This window comes from Chryseobacterium takakiae (genome assembly GCF_900129385.1).
GTDB classification, from domain to species: Bacteria; Bacteroidota; Bacteroidia; order Flavobacteriales; family Weeksellaceae; genus Chryseobacterium; species Chryseobacterium takakiae.
Map to the genome: position 1 here is coordinate 186,817 of NZ_FQVO01000006.1, position 18,913 is coordinate 205,729.

Below are 18,913 nucleotides of genomic sequence, written 5' to 3' on the forward strand. Positions count from 1 at the left end.
ATGTATTACAATGACAAGACTATTCTCTTCTACGATGGAGAATATGTGAAAGCAAAAGAAGCAAAGACCGATTTGTACGGTCAATCATTACATTACGGATATGCGGTTTTTGAAGGTATTAAATCCTACAAAACAGCCAATGGAACCAAAATTTTTAAAGCCAAAGAACATTATGAAAGATTGATAAAATCAGCGGAAGCCATGCATATACCGTTCAGTTATTCAACCCGTGAAATGATTGATGTTACTTATAAATTGTTGGAAATAAATAATTTAAGTAACGCTTATATCCGCCCCTTAGTTATCTGTTCCCCCAATATGTCCCTTTCAAAAGGACAGAAAAGCTACCTTGTTATTGAAGCTTGGAACTGGGATAATGGTTATCTGGCAAATAAGCTGAGAATTATGACGTCTTCCTTTCAGCGCCCCAACCCGAAAGCATTTAAAATTGAAGCTAAAGTGAGCGGACATTACGTAAATTCTATTCTGGCAAGTCAGGAAGCGAAAGATAAAGGATTTGATGAAGCACTTGTTCTGGACGAAAATGGAAATGTAGCAGAAAGCTCCGGCGCAAATGTATTCTATGAAAAAGACGGAAAACTATATACTCCTCAAAAAGGAAACATCTTGCCCGGTATTACAAGAGCTACAGTTTTTGAAATATGTAATCAGTTAGGGATTTCATACGAAGAAAAATTATTTACACCGCAGGAAATGCAGGGCGCAGATGCCGCATTTTTCTGTGGAACAGCAGCAGAAATTGTCGCTGTAGAATCTTTGAATGATATTCCTTTCAGAATGAATTGGGAAGACAGTTTATCAGCTAAAATTCAGCAGGCTTACCGTCACTTGGTAGTGGAAGAAAATTATTCATACCTGAAATCAAGCTTACAAAATGTGTAATACAGAACTGAACAAATACTCCAAAACCCTTACAAAAGACCCGACTCAGCCTGCAACTCAGGCAATGTTTTACGGAATTGGATTCCAAAAAGAAGATTTCGATAAAGCGCAGATCGGAATTGCAAGTATGGGCTACGATGGCAATACCTGCAATATGCATCTTAACAGCCTTGCTGAGATGGTAAAAAAGGGAGTTAAAGAAAAGGACTTGGTGGGCTTAATGTTTCACACAATAGGAATCAGCGACGGTATGACCAACGGTACCGATGGAATGCGGTATTCTCTGGTAAGCCGAGACATCATTGCGGATTCCATCGAAGCTGTATGTGCAGGACAATATTACGATGGGCTGATCACCGTTCCCGGATGCGACAAAAATATGCCTGGTTCCCTTATTGCCATGGCAAGGCTCAACCGGCCTTCCATAATGGTATATGGCGGAAGTATTGCTCCCGGACATTACAAAGGGCAGGATCTGAACATCGTTTCTGCTTTTGAAGCTTTGGGAAATAAAATTGCCGGAAAAATTTCAGAAGAAGATTTTCAAGGAGTTATTCAAAACTCTTGTCCGAGTGCCGGAGCCTGTGGCGGCATGTACACCGCAAATACTATGGCTTCTGCTATTGAAGCTTTGGGAATGAGTCTTCCGTATTCCTCTTCCTATCCTGCGCTCAGTCGCGAGAAAAAAGAGGAATGCCGGTTTGCGGGACATTACATCAGAATTCTTCTCGAAAAAGACATCAAACCTTCTGATATCATGACACCGAAAGCCTTTGAAAATGCTTTGAGACTGATCATGATTTTAGGCGGAAGCACCAATGCAGTACTGCATTTTATCGCCATTGCAAAATCAATAGGATATGATTTGACTTTGGATGATTTTCAGCGTATCAGTGATGAAACGCCGTTTCTGGCAGACCTCAAACCCAGCGGTAAGTATTTAATGGAAGACCTTCATAAAGTAGGCGGAGTGCCTGCTGTAATGAAATATCTGCTGGATCTGGGATTACTGCACGGCGACTGCCTTACAGTTACCGGAAAAACGATTGCTGAAAATCTGGAGCATGTAACTTCCATTATCGAAAGAGATCAGAACATTATCCATGATATCAGAAATCCTATCAAAGAAACAGGACATATCAGAATATTATATGGAAATCTTGCCGAGAAAGGCTCCGTAGCCAAGATCACCGGTAAAGAAGGAAGCTATTTCAGGGGAACAGCCATTGTATTTGACGGTGAAAAAGAATTCATCAAAGGAATTGAAGATAAAAAAATTAAAGAAGGAAATGTCGTTGTTATTAAAAACGAAGGTCCGAAAGGCGCTCCCGGAATGCCGGAAATGCTGAAGCCAACTTCTGCTTTGATGGGCTCCGGCTTAGGAAAAAATGTGGCGCTGATAACAGACGGAAGATTCTCCGGAGGAACCCACGGCTTTGTTGTAGGGCATATCACACCCGAAGCATTTGAAGGAGGGCTGATTGGTCTTATACAGGACGGAGACCTTATCGAGCTGGATGCAGAAAAAAATACCATCCATGCATTGCTCACGGATGAAGAAATTGCAAAAAGAAAAGCCGGTTTTCGTCAGCCTGAATATAAAGTGAAAAGCGGTGTTCTTTATAAATATGCCAAATCTGTAGCAGATGCTTCGCAGGGTTGTGTAACTGACCTCTAATCAAATTAAACTGAAATATAATGAATACACTTGAAATAAATAAATATAAAGACCCTAAAAGTTCGGGAGCTATTGAAATATCAGGCTCCAAAACAGTTCTGGAAGCTTTATTGCAGGAAAATGTAGATACTGTTTTCGGATATCCCGGTGGAGCAATCATGCCCATTTATGATGCGTTATACGATTATTCCGAAAAAATAAAACATATTCTGGTTCGTCACGAACAGGGCGCAATCCATGCTGCGCAGGGATTTGCAAGAGTCTCAGGGAAAACCGGGGTTGTTTTTGCGACAAGTGGTCCCGGAGCCACCAATCTGGTGACCGGTCTGGCAGATGCCATGATCGACAGTAACCCGGTTGTCTGCATTACAGGGCAGGTTTACGCTTCGTTGTTGGGAACAGATGCATTTCAGGAGACCGATGTGATTAATATTACCACACCAGTTACCAAATGGAATTATCAGGTTACCGATGCTAAAGAAATTCCTGAAGCTATTGCCAAAGCATTTTATATTGCAAACACCGGTCGTCCCGGTCCTGTTTTAATTGATATTACCAAAAATGCACAACTTCAGTTATTCGATTATTCAGGCTATAAAAAATGCACTCATATCCGAAGTTATCGTCCCGAACCCGAGATCAGGATAGCATATATTGAAAAAGCAGCAGAACTTATCAATAACGCCAAAAAACCATTTGTTCTTTTCGGGCAGGGTGTGATTCTGGGAAAAGCAGAAGAAGAATTTAAATCTTTTATTGAGAAAGCCAATCTCCCGGCAGCGGCTACCGTAATGGGACTGAGTGCACTGCCTACCCATCACAAATTACACGTAGGAATGTTGGGAATGCATGGCAATTATGCTCCCAACGTAATGACGAATGAATGCGATGTATTGATCGCTGTAGGAATGCGGTTTGACGACCGCGTTACCGGACGTCTCGATAAATATGCAAAACAGGCAAAAGTAATTCATCTCGATATTGATCCTGCAGAAATTGATAAAAATGTAAAAACAACGGTTCCTGTTTGGGGAGACTGTAAAAAAACGCTCCCTTTGCTTACAGCGCTTCTCGTAGAAAACGATCACTCAGATTGGGTAGCAAAATTTCGCGAACTGGAAAAAGAAGAAATAAAAGAAGTCATCCATAATGAACTTAATCCCACCACAGATGCTATAACGATGGGGGAAGTTATCAAAGTATTAAATGAGCTTACCAAGGGAGAAGCCATTATCACGACAGATGTCGGGCAGCATCAGATGGTTGCCTGTCGCTATGTCCGGTATAATCATTCAAAATCCAGCGTGACTTCCGGAGGATTGGGAACAATGGGATTTGGTTTGCCGGCTGCTATCGGAGCATGGTATGGCGCTCCCGAAAAAACAGTAGTAGCCATTATTGGCGATGGAGGATTTCAGATGACACTTCAGGAGTTGGGAACCATTATGCAGTTTGGGGCAAAAGTTAAAATTCTCATCCTCAATAATGAGTTTTTGGGAATGGTGAGACAATGGCAGCAATTATTCCACGACAGACGTTACTCCTTCGTAAATATCACAAGCCCTGATTTTGTGGCAGTTGCCAAAGGTTATTACATTGATGGTGAGAAAATATCCGAAAGAAAAGATTTAAAATCCGCTCTTGAAAAAATGCTTAGTCATGATGGGGCATACCTTCTTGAGGTTATGGTGGGAAAAGAAAACAATGTCTTTCCGATGGTGGCGCAGGGAAGCTCAGTTTCAGAGATCAGACTTAAATAAAAAAAATGGAAAAACAGGAATTTACCATCACATTATACACTGAAAATTCAGTGGGATTAATCGGGAGAATATCAGGAATCTTCTCACGGAGAAAAATCAATATCGAGAGTCTGAATACCTCACCCTCAGAAGTGGAAGGCATTCACAGATTCACCATTGTTATCCATGAAAACGAAGAAGTAGTGCGAAAACTCTGTCGGCAGCTGGAAAAGCAGATCGATGTATTAAAAGCCTATTACAACACAGACGATGAAATTGTATGGCAGGAACAGGCACTTTATAAAGTACCCGCAGATGTGGTAACCGAAAAAGTATACGTAGAACGGCTGCTTCGTCAGTATGGCGCATCCACCGTAGTAATCCGTCAGGATTATATCGTGTTTGAAACAGCAGGACATCGTGAAGAAATAGACAGATTAACCGAAGAACTTAACAAATACGGTCTCATAGAATTCGTGCGTGGCGCCAGAATCGCTATCATTAAAAACAGTGCGGGAATCCACGAAAAAGTCCTTCAGTTTGAAAACCGGGATCCGTCTCCGCATATTGTAGAGAATGAATATCTTGATAAACGGGATGATGTTTTTACCATGTAAAAGATCAGTCAAAACATTCAAATCCCGAAATTGAAATACAATGTTTTATTGTTTCAAAAAATATTCAAAACAAAACCTAAATAAAAACATTAATCCTGAAAAGTAGTTACAGTAAACATTTTACCGAATACTTTTTACATTTTACTTAAAATATGGAAAATTACTTCAATACCTTATCCCTAAGAGAACAGCTGCATCAGCTTGGACAGGCAGAATTTATGGACAGTACAGAGTTTTCCGATGGGGTAGCAGCCTTAAAAGGGAAAAAAATAACAATCATAGGATGTGGCGCTCAGGGACTTAATCAGGGGCTTAACCTAAGAGACAGCGGACTCGATGTTTCTTACGCGCTCAGAAAAGAAGCCATCGACGAAAAAAGAGATTCCTGGAAAAATGCCACAGAAAACGGCTTTCATGTAGGAACTTATCAGGAGCTCATTCCCACGGCAGATTTAGTAATCAATTTAACCCCTGATAAACAGCATACTTCCGTTATCAACACCGTACAGCCACTCATGAAAGAAGGCGCCACGTTGTCCTATTCCCACGGTTTCAATATAGTGGAAGAAGGAATGCAGATCCGTAAAGATCTTACCGTAATCATGGTAGCACCGAAATGTCCCGGTTCCGAAGTCCGTGCAGAATACCTACGTGGTTTTGGAGTACCTACACTTATTGCCGTACATCCCGAAAATGATCCTCAGGGAAAAGGATGGGCAGAAGCGAAAGCTTACTGTGTTGGAACTGGCGGACATAAAGCAGGAGTACTAAAATCATCCTTTGTGGCAGAAGTTAAATCTGATCTTATGGGAGAACAAACAATCTTGTGCGGACTTTTGCAGACCGGTTCTATTCTTTCCTTCGACAAAATGGTAGAAAAAGGCATTGATGCAGGATATGCTTCCAAGCTCGTTCAGTATGGCGTTGAAGTCATCACGGAAGCCCTGAAACACGGCGGTGTTAGCGGAATGTTAGACCGTCTTTCCAATCCGGCAAAAATAAAAGCATTTGAACTTTCCGAAGAGTTGAAGGACATTATGCGACCGCTTTTCCAGAAACACCAGGACGATATCATCTCCGGAGAATTCTCCAAAACCATGATGGAAGACTGGGCAAACGGGGACACCAGTCTTTTGAAATGGAGGGCGGAAACAGGCGAAACGGCTTTTGAAAAAACACCCGCGGCAGATATAAAAATTTCGGAGCAGGAGTATTTCGACCATTATCTGCTCATGTCAGCTTTCATAAGAGCCGGCGTAGAACTGGCTTTTGAAACCATGATAGAGGCAGGGATAAAACCGGAATCGGCTTATTACGAATCCCTGCACGAAGTACCGCTGATTGCCAATACCATTGCAAGAAAAAAACTGTTCGAGATGAACCGCGTGATTTCCGATACCGCAGAATATGGATGCTACCTCTTCGATCAGGCCTGTAAACCTTTACTGGCAGACTTTATGAAAAAAGTAGATACCGATTTGGTAGGGAAGAACTTCAACGAAGGAAAAGACACAGCAGTAGACAATGCGCAGCTGGTTCGCGTTAACGACATTCTGAGAAATCATCCTGTGGAAATTGTCGGCAGAACACTTCGTCAGGCAATGACGGCTATGAAATCCATTAAAACCGCATAAAATTTTTTTGGGCAGCTATTTCCGCCCTCCGTTCCCGCTTTTTTCTTTTCCGAAAAAGAAAAAGAGCTCCACTCAGGTCGGGCTGCGGCAGATTGCTGCTTCAGGGAATAAAGATCATAAAGAATCATTAAAATAAATGAAGATGAATAATACCCTCACATTTCCCACACTGGAATCCATCATACAGGCCGGAAAAAGTATCGAAAATGTAGTGAATTACACGCCTTTGCAATATAACGCTCGTTTGTCGGAGAAATTTGGCGCGCATATTTACCTTAAAAGAGAAGATTTACAGCCGGTACGATCTTACAAATTAAGAGGCGCTTATCACAAAATAAAAAGTCTTTTCAATGAAGGTAAAACTTCAGAAGGAATAGTTTGTGCAAGCGCAGGGAACCATGCTCAGGGTGTAGCTTTTTCATGTAAACAGCTGCAGATTAAAGGGACGATTTTTATGCCGGTCACAACCCCGAAACAAAAGCTGGAGCAGGTAGAGATGTTTGGCGGTCATTTTGTAGAGATCAAACTCTTCGGAGATACTTTTGACGCATCGAAAAACGCCGCTTTGGATTTTGCAGAAACTTTCGGTGCAGCCTTTATACATCCTTTTGATGATGTCCAGATTATTGAAGGGCAGGCAACGGTAGCACTCGAAATTCTAGGACAGCAAAAAGAAGCAATGGACTTTGTTTTTATACCCATTGGTGGAGGTGGCCTCGCTTCAGGAATTTCCACAGTATTCAAAGAATTGTCGGCAGAAACAAGACTGATCGGAGTAGAGCCCAAAGGGGCGCCATCTATGAAAATATCCATAGAAAATAAAATCAATACGGAACTTCCTGAAATTGATCGCTTTGTAGATGGAGCTGCTGTAAAAAAAGTAGGGGATTTAACATTTGAGATTTGCAGAAATACACTATCCGAATGTATTTCCGTAGATGAAGGAAAGATTTGTAATACCATTCTTCAGCTTTATAATAAAGACGCTGTCGTGCTGGAACCCGCCGGAGCTTTGTCAATTTCAGCATTAGACCAATTCCGAAACCGGATAAAAGGTAAAAATGTAGTATGCATCGTAAGCGGAAGCAATAATGATATCACAAGAATGGAGGAAATTAAAGAACGCGCTTTGCTCTACAATGGTCTTAAACATTACTTTATGGTAAAATTTCCACAGCGTCCGGGTGCTCTTAAAGATTTTGTCCTTAATGTGTTAGGAGTAAATGATGATATCACCCATTTTGAATATACAAAGAAAAACTCCAGAGAAACAGCTTTGGCGATTGTCGGAATCGAGCTTTCCGATCCTTCGGATTTTGAAGGGCTCAGGCAGAGAATGCAGGCCCTGGATTATCTTGAATCTTATCTCAATGAAAACCCCGATGTTCTCAATATGCTTGTGTAAGATTAAAAATGATAATCCGATGAAAGACTGATTTTGACGTTCTTACCTTACATCAATATTTTAACGTTTTATTGAATGTACATTTGTATCATAAATAAGAACAACATGAAAACAGTATATCATAAAGCAGATACAAGAGGCCACGCCAATCATGGATGGCTAAACAGCTATCATACATTCAGCTTTGCCAATTACCAGAATCGGGAAAGAACACATTTTGGTGTACTGAGAGTGCTGAATGATGACACCGTGACGCAGGGAATGGGTTTCGGGACACACCCGCACAGAGATATGGAAATCATTTCAATTCCGCTCGAAGGAGATCTGGAACATAAAGACTCCATGGGAACTACGGCGGTCATCAAAAAAGGAGAAATACAGGTGATGAGTGCCGGAACGGGTGTCATGCACAGCGAATACAACAAAAATAAAGACCAGGCGGTAAAATTTTTACAGATCTGGGTGTTCCCGAGAGAAACCGGTGTTGAGCCAAGATACGATCAGAAAAGTATTAAAGAAGGCGAAAAAATCAACGGTTTCCAGCAGATTCTGTCTCCCGATAAAAATGACGACGGAGTATGGATTCATCAGGATGCATGGTTCAATCTGGGAAAATTTACCCAGGGAAACGGTAAAAATTATATGTTTCATAAAAAAGAAAACGGAGTCTATGCCTTTGTGTTAAAAGGAAGTGCTAAAATCGGCGATCGGATTTTAAATGAAAGAGACGGGCTTGGAATCTGGGATACCCAAAGTTTCAACGTTGAAGCCATCGAAGACACAGAAATCCTTTTAATGGAAGTTCCAATGGAATTGCCCCATTATTTGAAATAAACAATTAATTTTGCAGCGTCAGGTTGATATCATTGAAGGAATTACAATAAAAAATGAAATGATTCCGATCTGTAAACAACGAAGTGGTTCAATATAAATAGCCATGGGTGAAACCCTGGGAAGAAATGACATAACATCAACGAACCGCGAAGTGGTTCAATTTAAATAAAAATGGGGAATCCCATAAAGAAAACAAAAGAAAATTAAAAATAAATGAAAATTTTAGCAATAGCAGGAAGCAATTCCGAAACATCTATCAATAAACTTTTAGTGACTTATGCAGCTTCACTTATTCAGAATGCAGAAGTGGAAGTTGTAGACATGAACGAATTTGAAATGCCAATCTACAAGCACCAGCGTGAAGTGGAAAGTGGTGTTCCGCAGGAAGCAAAAAATTTCGCTGCGAAAATTGATGCGGCAGATATGCTTATCATTTCTTTATCAGAACATAACGGAACCTATTCTTCAGCGTTTAAAAATGTATTCGACTGGACTTCCAGAATCAAAGACCGAGCAGTGTGGAATGAAAAACCAATGCTGTTGATGGCAACGGCTCCGGGAGCCAGAGGCGGATTAGGTGTTTTGGAAGCAGCAGAAAAACGTTTCCCGCTTCACGGAGGAAATATTGTAGATACTTTTACCCTTCCTTTCTTTAATGATAATTTCGACAAGTCGGCTCAAAAAATTTCTAATGAAGAGAAAGACAGCGAATTGAAGGAAAAAATTGCAAAAATTTCCGCAGTATAAATTATCCTTTAAAAATAGATTTGAATATTAATTTAAAATTAATATCTTTGCAAAAAGAAAAAAAGATGAATATTCAGACCACTTTTAAAGAATGTTTCTCCAAGAAAGGGAATGTTGTGGGCTCTGAAATTCTGAGATAATACAACGGCCGATAATCTACTAAGATTGTCGGCTTTTTTATTTTCGAAATTTAAATTTAAACATAGAAATAAATTGTGCCATTTTAGCACATTAACAATTAAAATCATTGTTAAATTGTTAAACTGATACACTTACATAATAATATGAGCAACACATACAAATCAGCAGGAGTAGACAAAGAGGAAGGATACAAAACCGTTGACAAAATCAAAAAAGCGGTTGGCGAAACCCATAATTCCAATGTATTGAATCATTTGGGAAGTTTTGGTGCTTTTTATGAAATTGGAGGATACAAAAATCCAGTCCTCGTTTCCGGAACCGATGGGGTGGGAACAAAGCTTAAAGTAGCTTTAGACTCGAAAAAATACGATTCTATCGGGGTAGACTGTTTCGCAATGTGCGCCAATGATATCCTTTGTCATGGTGCAAAGCCTTTGTTTTTCCTGGATTACCTGGCTTGCGGAAAACTTGATTCCGAAATTGCTGCAGAAATTGTTTTAGGAATGGTAGAAGCATGCAAAGATAACAACTGTGCACTGATTGGCGGAGAAACTGCCGAAATGCCGGGAATGTACCAGCCGGGAGATTATGATGTGGCAGGTTTTTGCGTAGGAATTGTTGAAAAAGATCAGATCATTGACGGATCCGATATAAAACCAGGAAATAAAATTATTGCTCTCCCAAGTTCAGGATTCCATTCAAACGGATTTTCTTTGGTAAGAAAAGTATTCCCTGATTTCAACGAAGAATTCGAAGGAAAACCTTTATATGAAACACTTTTGGTTCCTACAAGATTGTACTACAAAGATATTCATAAAGTTCTTGAAGAAGTAAAAGTTTGCGGTATTGCCCACATTACCGGAGGCGGATTATATGAAAATATTCCGAGAATTATTGGCGAAGGATTATGCGCATCCATCGATGCTTCAAAAATCCAGATTCCAAGCATCATGCTGGAATTGGAAAAAAGAGGTGGCGTTGCCCGTGAAGAAATGTTTGGAACCTTCAACATGGGGGTAGGAATGATCGTTGTGGTAGATGCGGAACATGCAGAAAAAGTATTACACCTTTTGGATGATGCTTACGAAATCGGAGAAATTACAGAAGCAAACGAAAAAATCAAATTATCATTTTAATGTACCAATATAACAATGTAACATTTTACCAATTTTAATGAATTGTTATATTGTTAAACTGATACATTGTTACATTAATCTATGAAAAACTTAGTTATACTCGTTTCAGGTTCAGGAACTAATCTTCAGAGAATCATCGATACCATTGATAATGGAGAAATCCGGAATGCAAAAGTATCTTTGGTGGTTGCCGATAGAGAATGTTACGGATTGGAAAGAGCAAAAAATCATAACATCGAAAACGTTTTGATTCCGAGAGGAAAAAATTTCAGCAGCGAATTGAGTAAAATGATTCCTGAAAATACGGACTTAATCGTTTTAGCAGGATTCTTATCCATTCTGAAGCCTGAGTTTTGTGAAAGCTGGAAGGGTAAAATAATCAACATCCATCCGGCATTGCTTCCGAAATTCGGAGGAAAAGGAATGTGGGGACATCATGTTCACAACGCTGTGATAGAAGCAAAAGAAAAAGAAAGCGGAGCTACCGTACACTTTGTGACTTCAGGAATTGATGAAGGAGAAGCTATTCTTCAGAAATCATTCGAAATTAAGGAAGACGATACTCCCGAAACTGTTGCGGAAAAAGTTCACTTAATAGAATACGAAATTTTCCCGATAGCAATAAATAAAGTATTAAATAATAAATAAACGCTAATTATTAGCGATACAAAATTTCCCTCTTTTGGAAGGGGGATAAAAATTCGGAAAGAATTTTTGACGGGGTGGCCGAAAAGCTAACAGCAATGAAAGGCTTCTAAAAGCTCAGCCTGACAACGTAACATCTAGCCACTCAGTTTGTCATTCCGAAGGAATCTAAACATAGTTAAGATGCTTCCAGCATAACAAGATATAAAAAAGTTAGTATTAGAGATTTCATGCTAAGCCAAGAGTTTATCCTGAACTTTTCGAAGGAAAGCATCTCTTTGATCAAATTAGAAAATACATTTAGATCTAAATTATTTCGAAAAAATTGAAAATCTAAGTAAAAATAAAAGACCGGAGGTGAAAGACCCGGTCCACAGTTTGAAATAACTGTAAAAAGTAAATTGAAAATAAAAGTTCTTAATTAAAGAGAGTCCTGAAAGGACGACCTACATCAGGATAGGATGAAGTCCTATCAGATTGTAAAATGAGAGTCCTGAAAGGACGACCTACATCAGAATAGGATGAAGTCCTATAAGATTGTAAAATGAAAGTCCTGAAAGGATAATTTAAATCAGGATAGGATCAAAGTTCCTATCAAAAAGTAAAAAATTGAAAGTAAGATGAGCAAAAAAAGAGTTTTAATCAGTGTTTCTGACAAAAGCGGATTGATCGAATTCGCGCAGTTTTTGGAAGCCCGGAATTACGAATTGATTTCTACAGGAGGGACGTTCAAACATTTGAAAGATGCTGGTTTAAATCCCATTCAGATTGATGAGGTTACCAATTTTCCGGAGATGTTGGACGGAAGAGTGAAAACATTACACCCGAAAGTTCACGGAGGATTGCTGGCGGTTCGTTCCAACGAAGAACACATGAATACGGTACAGGAACATGGAATTGGCCTGATTGACATGGTCATTGTAAATCTTTATCCTTTTTTCGAAAATGTAAACAAAAACATTTCTCTTCACGAAAAGGTAGAATTTATCGATATCGGAGGACCTTCTATGCTTCGCTCTGCGGCTAAAAATTTTGATTCTGTGACGGTAATTACCGATGTTGAAGATTACGCAGCCGTTAAAATCGAAATGGAGCAAAACGGTGATACCTACATTGAAACCCGTAAGAAATTAGCAGGAAAGGTATTCAATCTTACTTCTGCTTATGACGCAGCGATTTCAAGAATGCTTTTGGAAGAAGATTACCCAACTTATTTGAATGCCTCTTACAAAAAAGTTTCTGACCTTAGATATGGAGAAAACCCGCACCAGACAGCAGCTTACTACGTTTCTACTTTCGAAAATGGTGCAATGAAAGATTTTGAACAGCTGGGAGGTAAAGAATTGTCTTTCAATAACCTTCGTGATATGGATCTTTGCTGGAAAGTGGTAACAGAATTCAAAGAAGAAATGGCTTGTTGTGCTGTAAAACATTCTACACCTTGCGGAGTTGCAATCGGAACTTCAGCGTTGGAAACCTATCAGAAAACTTTTGAATGTGATCCTGTTTCCATCTTTGGCGGAATTGTTGCAATGAACTACAAAATCGACGCAGCAACAGCGGAAGAATTAAATAAAACATTCCTTGAGATTGTAATGGCTCCTGAATTTGACGAAGAAGCATTAGAAATTTTAAGAAAGAAGAAAAACTTAAGAATTATAAAAATTGTAAATCCGGTATCCGACAAACAAACTTGGGTGAAAATCGACGGCGGAATTCTGGTGCAGGATAACGACAATATCTTCTCTGAAGATATTAAAGTGGTAACAGAAACTCAGCCTACGGAGGAACAGAAAAAAGCATTATTATTCTCTCAGAGAGTAGTAAAATATGTAAAATCAAACGCTATTGTAGTTTCCAACGGGATTCAGGCCTTTGGAATCGGGGGCGGACAGGTAAACAGGATCTGGGCAACCCAACAGGCGATTGAAAGAGCCAAAGAAAAGTTTTCAGGTGAATTGGTGTTGGCTTCAGATGCATTTTTCCCTTTCCGTGACGTGGTAGATTTCTGCGCTCAGGAAGGAATTACCGCAATCATTCAGCCGGGAGGAAGTGTAAAAGATCAGGACAGCATAGATGCTGCCAATGAACACAATATCCCGATGATGTTTACCGGAATCAGACATTTTTTACATTAATTAAAATTAAATTAAAATTATGGATGGAAATCTGTAATTTAAGATAGAGTGCTTTTCGGTCTTTGCTGAGTGTTAACGCCTTTGCGAACTTAAAAAACAGTCAGTTAATAAAAATATCTTAGCGGACTTTGCGTTAAAAATTTTACTAAGACAAATATTGACATCCGGAAATTATATTTTGAGATTGTATTTATAGCATTCAAAATTATATATTTGTAAATTATAGACTAGATAATTAAATAAAGTATGAGAATATTAATCATAGGTGAAGGTGGAAGAGAATCTGCTTTGGCAGCAAAACTTCAGAATGACCCAAGAATTTCTAAAATGTTTTTTGCTAACGGAAACGCTACCACTGATGTTATTGGAAAAAATGTTCATTTATCAGAGATTAAGGAACTTAGAGATTTTGCCATCAAAGAAAAGGTGGACTTAACAATCGTTGGTCCTGAAGCACCGCTTGTAGCAGGTTTAAAAGACGAATTCAAGAAGCATGATCTTAAAGTTTTCGGTCCTACACAGAAAGTGGCAAGTTTAGAAGGAAGCAAAGCTTTCTCTAAAAAGTTTATGCAGACCTATGATATCAAAACGGCTAAAGCGGTAGTATTTGATTCATACAATGAAGCTAAAGAATATGTTCAGACGCAACAGTTTCCATTAGTCGTTAAAGCAAGTGGTTTAGCAGGCGGAAAAGGTGTTGTGATCTGCGATACTTTAGAAGAAGCTGAAGCTACCATTCACGATTTTATGATCAGAAGAATCTATGGTGATGCCGGAATCCGTTTAGTTATCGAAGAATATTTAGAAGGTTTTGAAGCTTCCATTATTGCATTCTCAAACGGCGAAAAATTATTCCCTTGTATCGCGGCGAAAGATTATAAAAAAGCAGGAAACGGAGATACCGGACCAAATACGGGAGGTATGGGAACAGTAGCACCAAGCCCTGAATTCACTCAGGAACACTATGCAGATTTTGAAAAAAATATCTTAGAACCAACCTTAAAAGGTCTTAAAGCAGAAGGCTTCGGTTTTAAAGGAATTATTTTCTTCGGACTGATGGTTACCAAAAACGGAACATATCTTCTGGAATACAATATGAGATTTGGAGATCCTGAAACGCAGGTATTAATGGCTTTAATGGAAAACAATCTTTTGGATGTGATCCAGGATTGTATGGAAGGAAAGGATATCGAGCTAAAATTTAAGGACGAAAAAGCAGTTTGCCTCGTAATGTGTTCTGGAGGTTATCCAAGAAACATCGAGACAGGTTTCGAAATCGTGGGTGAAGATAAGTTGAAATACAGCAAACTTTTATATGCAGGAGCCATCAGAAAAGGGGACAAGGTAGTTTCTAACGGCGGTAGAGTGCTGAACATTGTAGCTACAGGTGCCACTTATGAAGATGCCCGTAAAAAAGTGTACGAAGATGCAAGCCATGTGCATTTCGATTACGGCTTCTACAGAGAAGACATCGGAAAGTTCTAACATACATCACGAAAAAAGATTTGGAGAAATCCAGGTCTTTTTTTGTAAAGGTTTCATCAATAGGATCGGGCAATGTCATCCTGAGCTCGTCAAAGGAAGCCCAATTAATTAAAGGAAATCAAATTGGCTTTAGCCAAAACCTAAATAAAGAGTTCAAGAGAGCCCTGAAAGGGCAAAATCATAATAGCTTCGGGTGAAACCCGGAGCGAATTAATCAGAATCATCATTCATCAATTATAAAAAATGAACAACGGTATTATCATATTAGATTTCGGATCACAGTACAACCAGCTTATCGGAAGAAGAATCCGTGAAATGGGCGTATATTCCGAAATTTTACCATTCAATACACCATTAGAGACCATATTGGAAAAACAGCCGAAAGGAATTATCCTTTCCGGCGGACCAAGCTCCGTAAATGCAGAAAATGCACATCTTGTTCAAAAGGAACTGTACGAACTGGGAATACCTGTGTTGGGAATATGCTACGGAATGCAGTTAACGGCGCACCTTTTAGGAGGGAAAGTTCATAAAGGCGTAAAAGGAGAGTATGGAAAAGCACATCTTGAAATTGTCAAAGAAAGTTCTTTGTTAAAGGGCGTAGCCAATAATTCTATTGTGTGGATGAGCCATTTTGATGAAGTAGGGCAATTGCCTCCGGGCTTTGAGTTGAATGCACAATCAGGGGTAATTGCTTCCATGGCCAATGAAGACAAGAAAATATTCTGCGTACAGTTTCACCCGGAAGTCTCCCACACGGAAGAAGGCGGAAAAATGCTGGAGAACTTCGTTTTTGGAATCTGTAATGCAGAAAAAAACTGGAAACTGACCAATTATATCGAAAAAACAGTTGCCGAAATCCGTGAAAGAGTAGGTGACCAGAAAGTAATCCTCGGACTTTCGGGGGGCGTGGATTCTTCGGTAGCAGCGGTTCTTATCCACAGAGCAATAGGCGATCAGCTGACTTGTATTTTTGTTGATACAGGATTGCTGAGAAAAGATGAAGGTAAAAAAGTAATGGACAATTACGGAGAGCATTTCCACATGAACATCAAATTGGTAGATGCTTCGGAAAGGTTCTTATCAAAATTAGCAGGAGTAGATGATCCTGAAGCAAAAAGAAAAATCATCGGAAACGAGTTTATTCATGTTTTTGATGAAGAGTCTCATAAAATTGAAGGTGCCAAATTCTTAGCACAGGGAACAATTTACCCGGATGTTATTGAAAGCCATTCGGTAAACGGTCCTTCTGCGGTAATTAAATCTCACCACAATGTGGGAGGTCTTCCGGAAGAAATGGAGTTTGAATTGCTTGAACCTTTAAGAGAATTATTCAAGGATGAAGTAAGAAAAGTAGGTGAAGAACTGGGAATTCCACATCATTTGGTGCACAGACATCCTTTCCCTGGCCCTGGTTTGGGAATTAGGATTTTGGGAGCTGTTGATGCTGAAAAAGTGAGAATCCTTCAGGAAGCGGATGATATTTTCATTGAAGAATTATATAAAAATGATTTATATGAAAAAGTTTCTCAGGCATTCGTCGTGCTTCTTCCGGTAAAATCTGTCGGCGTAATGGGTGATGAAAGAACCTATGAATACACAGCAGTTGTCCGTTCTGCCAACACCATCGATTTCATGACAGCAACATGGAGCAGGCTTCCTTACGAGTTTTTAGATACGGTTTCAAGCAGAATCATCAACGAAGTAAGAGGAATCAACAGAGTAGCGTACGATATTTCAAGCAAACCGCCTGCAACCATCGAGTGGGAATAATTTGACTTGAATTTTTAGATATAAATCCTGCCTTTTTGGTGGGATTTTTTGTTAGAACTTATTTAATAAACAAATTATCAATAAAATATTCAGTGCAATTAACAAACAGTATATAATTTTAAATACAATATATTTATGAAAAATAAGATAATTTAATCCGATAGATCCTATGAGATAAACATAAATAAATGTTTTTACATCCTCAACACTTACAGGTGAAACGGAGACTAAATTTAAATTATATGATAAATTGATTACAGAATTTGTATAAAATATTTTCAAAACAGAAATAATAACGACAGTACTCAATTGAATTAATGGATAAATTCTCATATTTTTTGAAGGGTTATTAACAATATCTTTTCATATTGCTAAAATGTATTTTTATTAATTTTTCCCTAAATTTAAATAAAATTACATCAAATGCAAATTGAAACAAGACCGTTGACGGTCGAAGATTATCCGGGGCTCGTCGAGACCATGAAGCGGGCATATCCCCAAATGTCAGAATATGTATGGTCCAAAAAAAGCATCGAAAAATTAACAAGAATATTTCCTCAGGGACAGATCTGTATTACGGTTGACGGAAAGCTCGCCGCCGTGGCGCTTTCTATCATTGTCAACTATGATGAATTCGGGGATGATCATACATACAGCGATATTACTGGAAATTATACCTTCAATACCCATACTTCCACAGGAAATGTACTCTACGGAATTGAAGTTTTTGTTGATCCTGAGTTCCGTGAGCTTCGGCTGGGAAGAAGATTATATGATGCCCGGAAAGAACTTTGTGAGCTTCTCAATTTAAGATCCATTATTTTAGGCGGAAGAATCCCAAATTACCATAAACACAGCGAGCTTTCACCAAGAGAATACATCAGAAGAGTAAGGGATAAAGAAATTTATGATCCGGTTTTGTCTTTTCAGTTGTCCAATAACTTTTTGCCAATCAGGGTTTTAAAGAAGTACCTTCCCGAAGATGAATCCTCAAAAGAAAATGCCGTCCTTCTTCAGTGGAATAATATTTATTACAGTAAGAAGCCAAACACCATGCAGGACAGCATCATCCGTCTCGGACTGGTACAGTGGCAGATGAGGCATTTCAAAGATATTGATGCCTTCTACGAGCAGGTGGAGTTTTTTGTAGATGTGATGGGCGATTATAAAGCCGACTTCGTACTCTTTCCGGAATTGTTCAATACTCCTTTGCTGGCTCCATTTAATAAACTTTCTGAAAGAGACAGTATGATTGAGCTGGCAAAATTAACGGAAGAAATCAAAATGAAAATTTCGGATCTGGCCATCAGTTACAATGTTAATATCATTTCCGGAAGCATGCCGGTTTTCGAAAATAATGAGCTGTATAATGTAAGTTACCTTCTTCACCGTGACGGAAGAACCGATGAATACAGGAAAATCCACATTACCCCAAACGAAAGAAAATATTACGGAATGAAAGGCGGGAGTGAAATCCGTGTTTTTGATACGGACTGCGGAAAGATCGGGTTGGTCATCTGCTACGATGTGGAATTCCCGGAATTACCGAGAATTTTAGCTGATCAGGGAATGAAAATTCTCTTTGTTCCTTATCTTACGGATACGCAGAATGCCTATATGCGTGTTCGGCATTGTGCAGCGGCAAGGGCCATCGAAAACGAATGTTACGTTGCAATTGCAGGTTGCGTAGGGAATCTTCCGGGAGTTAATAATATGGATATCCAGTTTGGGCAGGCTGCAGTATTTACTCCTTCAGATTTTGCTTTTCCATCAAATGCCATCAAAGGAGAAGCAACACCCAACACGGAAATGACACTAATTGTTGATGTTGATTTAAATCTTCTGAAAGACCTCCATCACCATGGTTCTGTACAGGTGATGAAAGACCGAAGAAAAGATCTTTATGAAACGTATTTAAAATAGTTAAAGTACTATCAGTTGATTGTAAAAATTTGCACCTCTTTAGAAAAAGGGGTGCTTTTTTTATAAATAGGTGTAAAACATCATTAAAAATAAGTATTAATAATTGTATATATAT

At 39.1% G+C, this 18,913-nt stretch carries 14 protein-coding genes; all 14 read left to right on the forward strand.

Features of this window, described 5'->3' with window-relative positions; genetic code table 11:
* The 14 genes from BUA76_RS09880 to BUA76_RS09945 all read left to right on the forward strand — a co-directional run bounded on the left by BUA76_RS09880 (position 1) and on the right by BUA76_RS09945 (position 18,798).
* Positions 1–903, forward strand: coding sequence for a branched-chain amino acid transaminase (locus tag BUA76_RS09880; protein ID WP_072884642.1), 903 nt, complete (start codon positions 1–3; stop codon positions 901–903).
* Complete coding sequence (ilvD, locus tag BUA76_RS09885) at positions 896–2,581, forward strand: dihydroxy-acid dehydratase (protein WP_072884643.1); 1,686 nt, start codon at positions 896–898, stop codon at positions 2,579–2,581. Before BUA76_RS09880 ends, ilvD begins: the two co-directional genes overlap by 8 nt.
* Before the next feature lie 20 nt (positions 2,582–2,601).
* Positions 2,602–4,341, forward strand: coding sequence for a biosynthetic-type acetolactate synthase large subunit (ilvB, locus tag BUA76_RS09890; RefSeq protein WP_072884644.1), 1,740 nt, complete (start codon positions 2,602–2,604; stop codon positions 4,339–4,341).
* Positions 4,342–4,346: 5 nt separating this feature from the next.
* Positions 4,347–4,937, forward strand: a complete 591-nt coding sequence (gene ilvN / locus BUA76_RS09895) for an acetolactate synthase small subunit (RefSeq protein ID WP_072884645.1) — start codon at positions 4,347–4,349, stop codon at positions 4,935–4,937.
* Between the two features lie 152 nt (positions 4,938–5,089).
* Complete coding sequence (gene ilvC, locus BUA76_RS09900; protein WP_072884646.1) at positions 5,090–6,571, forward strand: ketol-acid reductoisomerase; 1,482 nt, start codon at positions 5,090–5,092, stop codon at positions 6,569–6,571.
* A gap of 136 nt (positions 6,572–6,707) precedes the next feature.
* Positions 6,708–7,976 carry a threonine ammonia-lyase IlvA gene (gene ilvA, locus BUA76_RS09905; protein ID WP_228408477.1) on the forward strand — a complete coding sequence of 423 codons (1,269 nt, stop codon included), beginning with the start codon at positions 6,708–6,710 and terminating at the stop codon, positions 7,974–7,976.
* Positions 7,977–8,081: 105 nt separating this feature from the next.
* On the forward strand, positions 8,082–8,810 hold the full coding sequence (locus BUA76_RS09910) for a pirin family protein (protein WP_072884647.1): 729 nt from the start codon (positions 8,082–8,084) through the stop codon (positions 8,808–8,810).
* A gap of 213 nt (positions 8,811–9,023) precedes the next feature.
* Positions 9,024–9,557: an NADPH-dependent FMN reductase gene (locus BUA76_RS09915; protein WP_072884648.1), complete on the forward strand. Its 534-nt coding sequence runs from the start codon at positions 9,024–9,026 to the stop codon at positions 9,555–9,557.
* A 284-nt stretch (positions 9,558–9,841) separates the two neighbouring features.
* Complete coding sequence (gene purM / locus BUA76_RS09920; protein ID WP_072884649.1) at positions 9,842–10,834, forward strand: phosphoribosylformylglycinamidine cyclo-ligase; 993 nt, start codon at positions 9,842–9,844, stop codon at positions 10,832–10,834.
* An 81-nt stretch (positions 10,835–10,915) separates the two neighbouring features.
* Positions 10,916–11,482 carry a phosphoribosylglycinamide formyltransferase gene (gene purN, locus BUA76_RS09925; RefSeq protein WP_072884650.1) on the forward strand — a complete coding sequence of 189 codons (567 nt, stop codon included), beginning with the start codon at positions 10,916–10,918 and terminating at the stop codon, positions 11,480–11,482.
* A 617-nt stretch (positions 11,483–12,099) separates the two neighbouring features.
* Positions 12,100–13,617, forward strand: a complete 1,518-nt coding sequence (gene purH / locus BUA76_RS09930) for a bifunctional phosphoribosylaminoimidazolecarboxamide formyltransferase/IMP cyclohydrolase (protein ID WP_072884651.1) — start codon at positions 12,100–12,102, stop codon at positions 13,615–13,617.
* Between the two features lie 246 nt (positions 13,618–13,863).
* Entirely contained in the window at positions 13,864–15,102 is a 1,239-nt protein-coding gene (gene purD, locus BUA76_RS09935; protein ID WP_072884652.1) for a phosphoribosylamine--glycine ligase, read from the forward strand.
* A 243-nt stretch (positions 15,103–15,345) separates the two neighbouring features.
* The gene (guaA, locus tag BUA76_RS09940) at positions 15,346–16,875 is read left to right on the forward strand and encodes a glutamine-hydrolyzing GMP synthase (RefSeq protein WP_072884653.1); all 1,530 of its coding nucleotides are present in this window, start codon (positions 15,346–15,348) and stop codon (positions 16,873–16,875) included.
* 423 nt (positions 16,876–17,298) lie between these two features.
* Positions 17,299–18,798, forward strand: coding sequence for a carbon-nitrogen hydrolase family protein (locus tag BUA76_RS09945; RefSeq protein WP_072884654.1), 1,500 nt, complete (start codon positions 17,299–17,301; stop codon positions 18,796–18,798).
* The last annotated feature ends 115 nt before the right edge of the window (positions 18,799–18,913 follow it).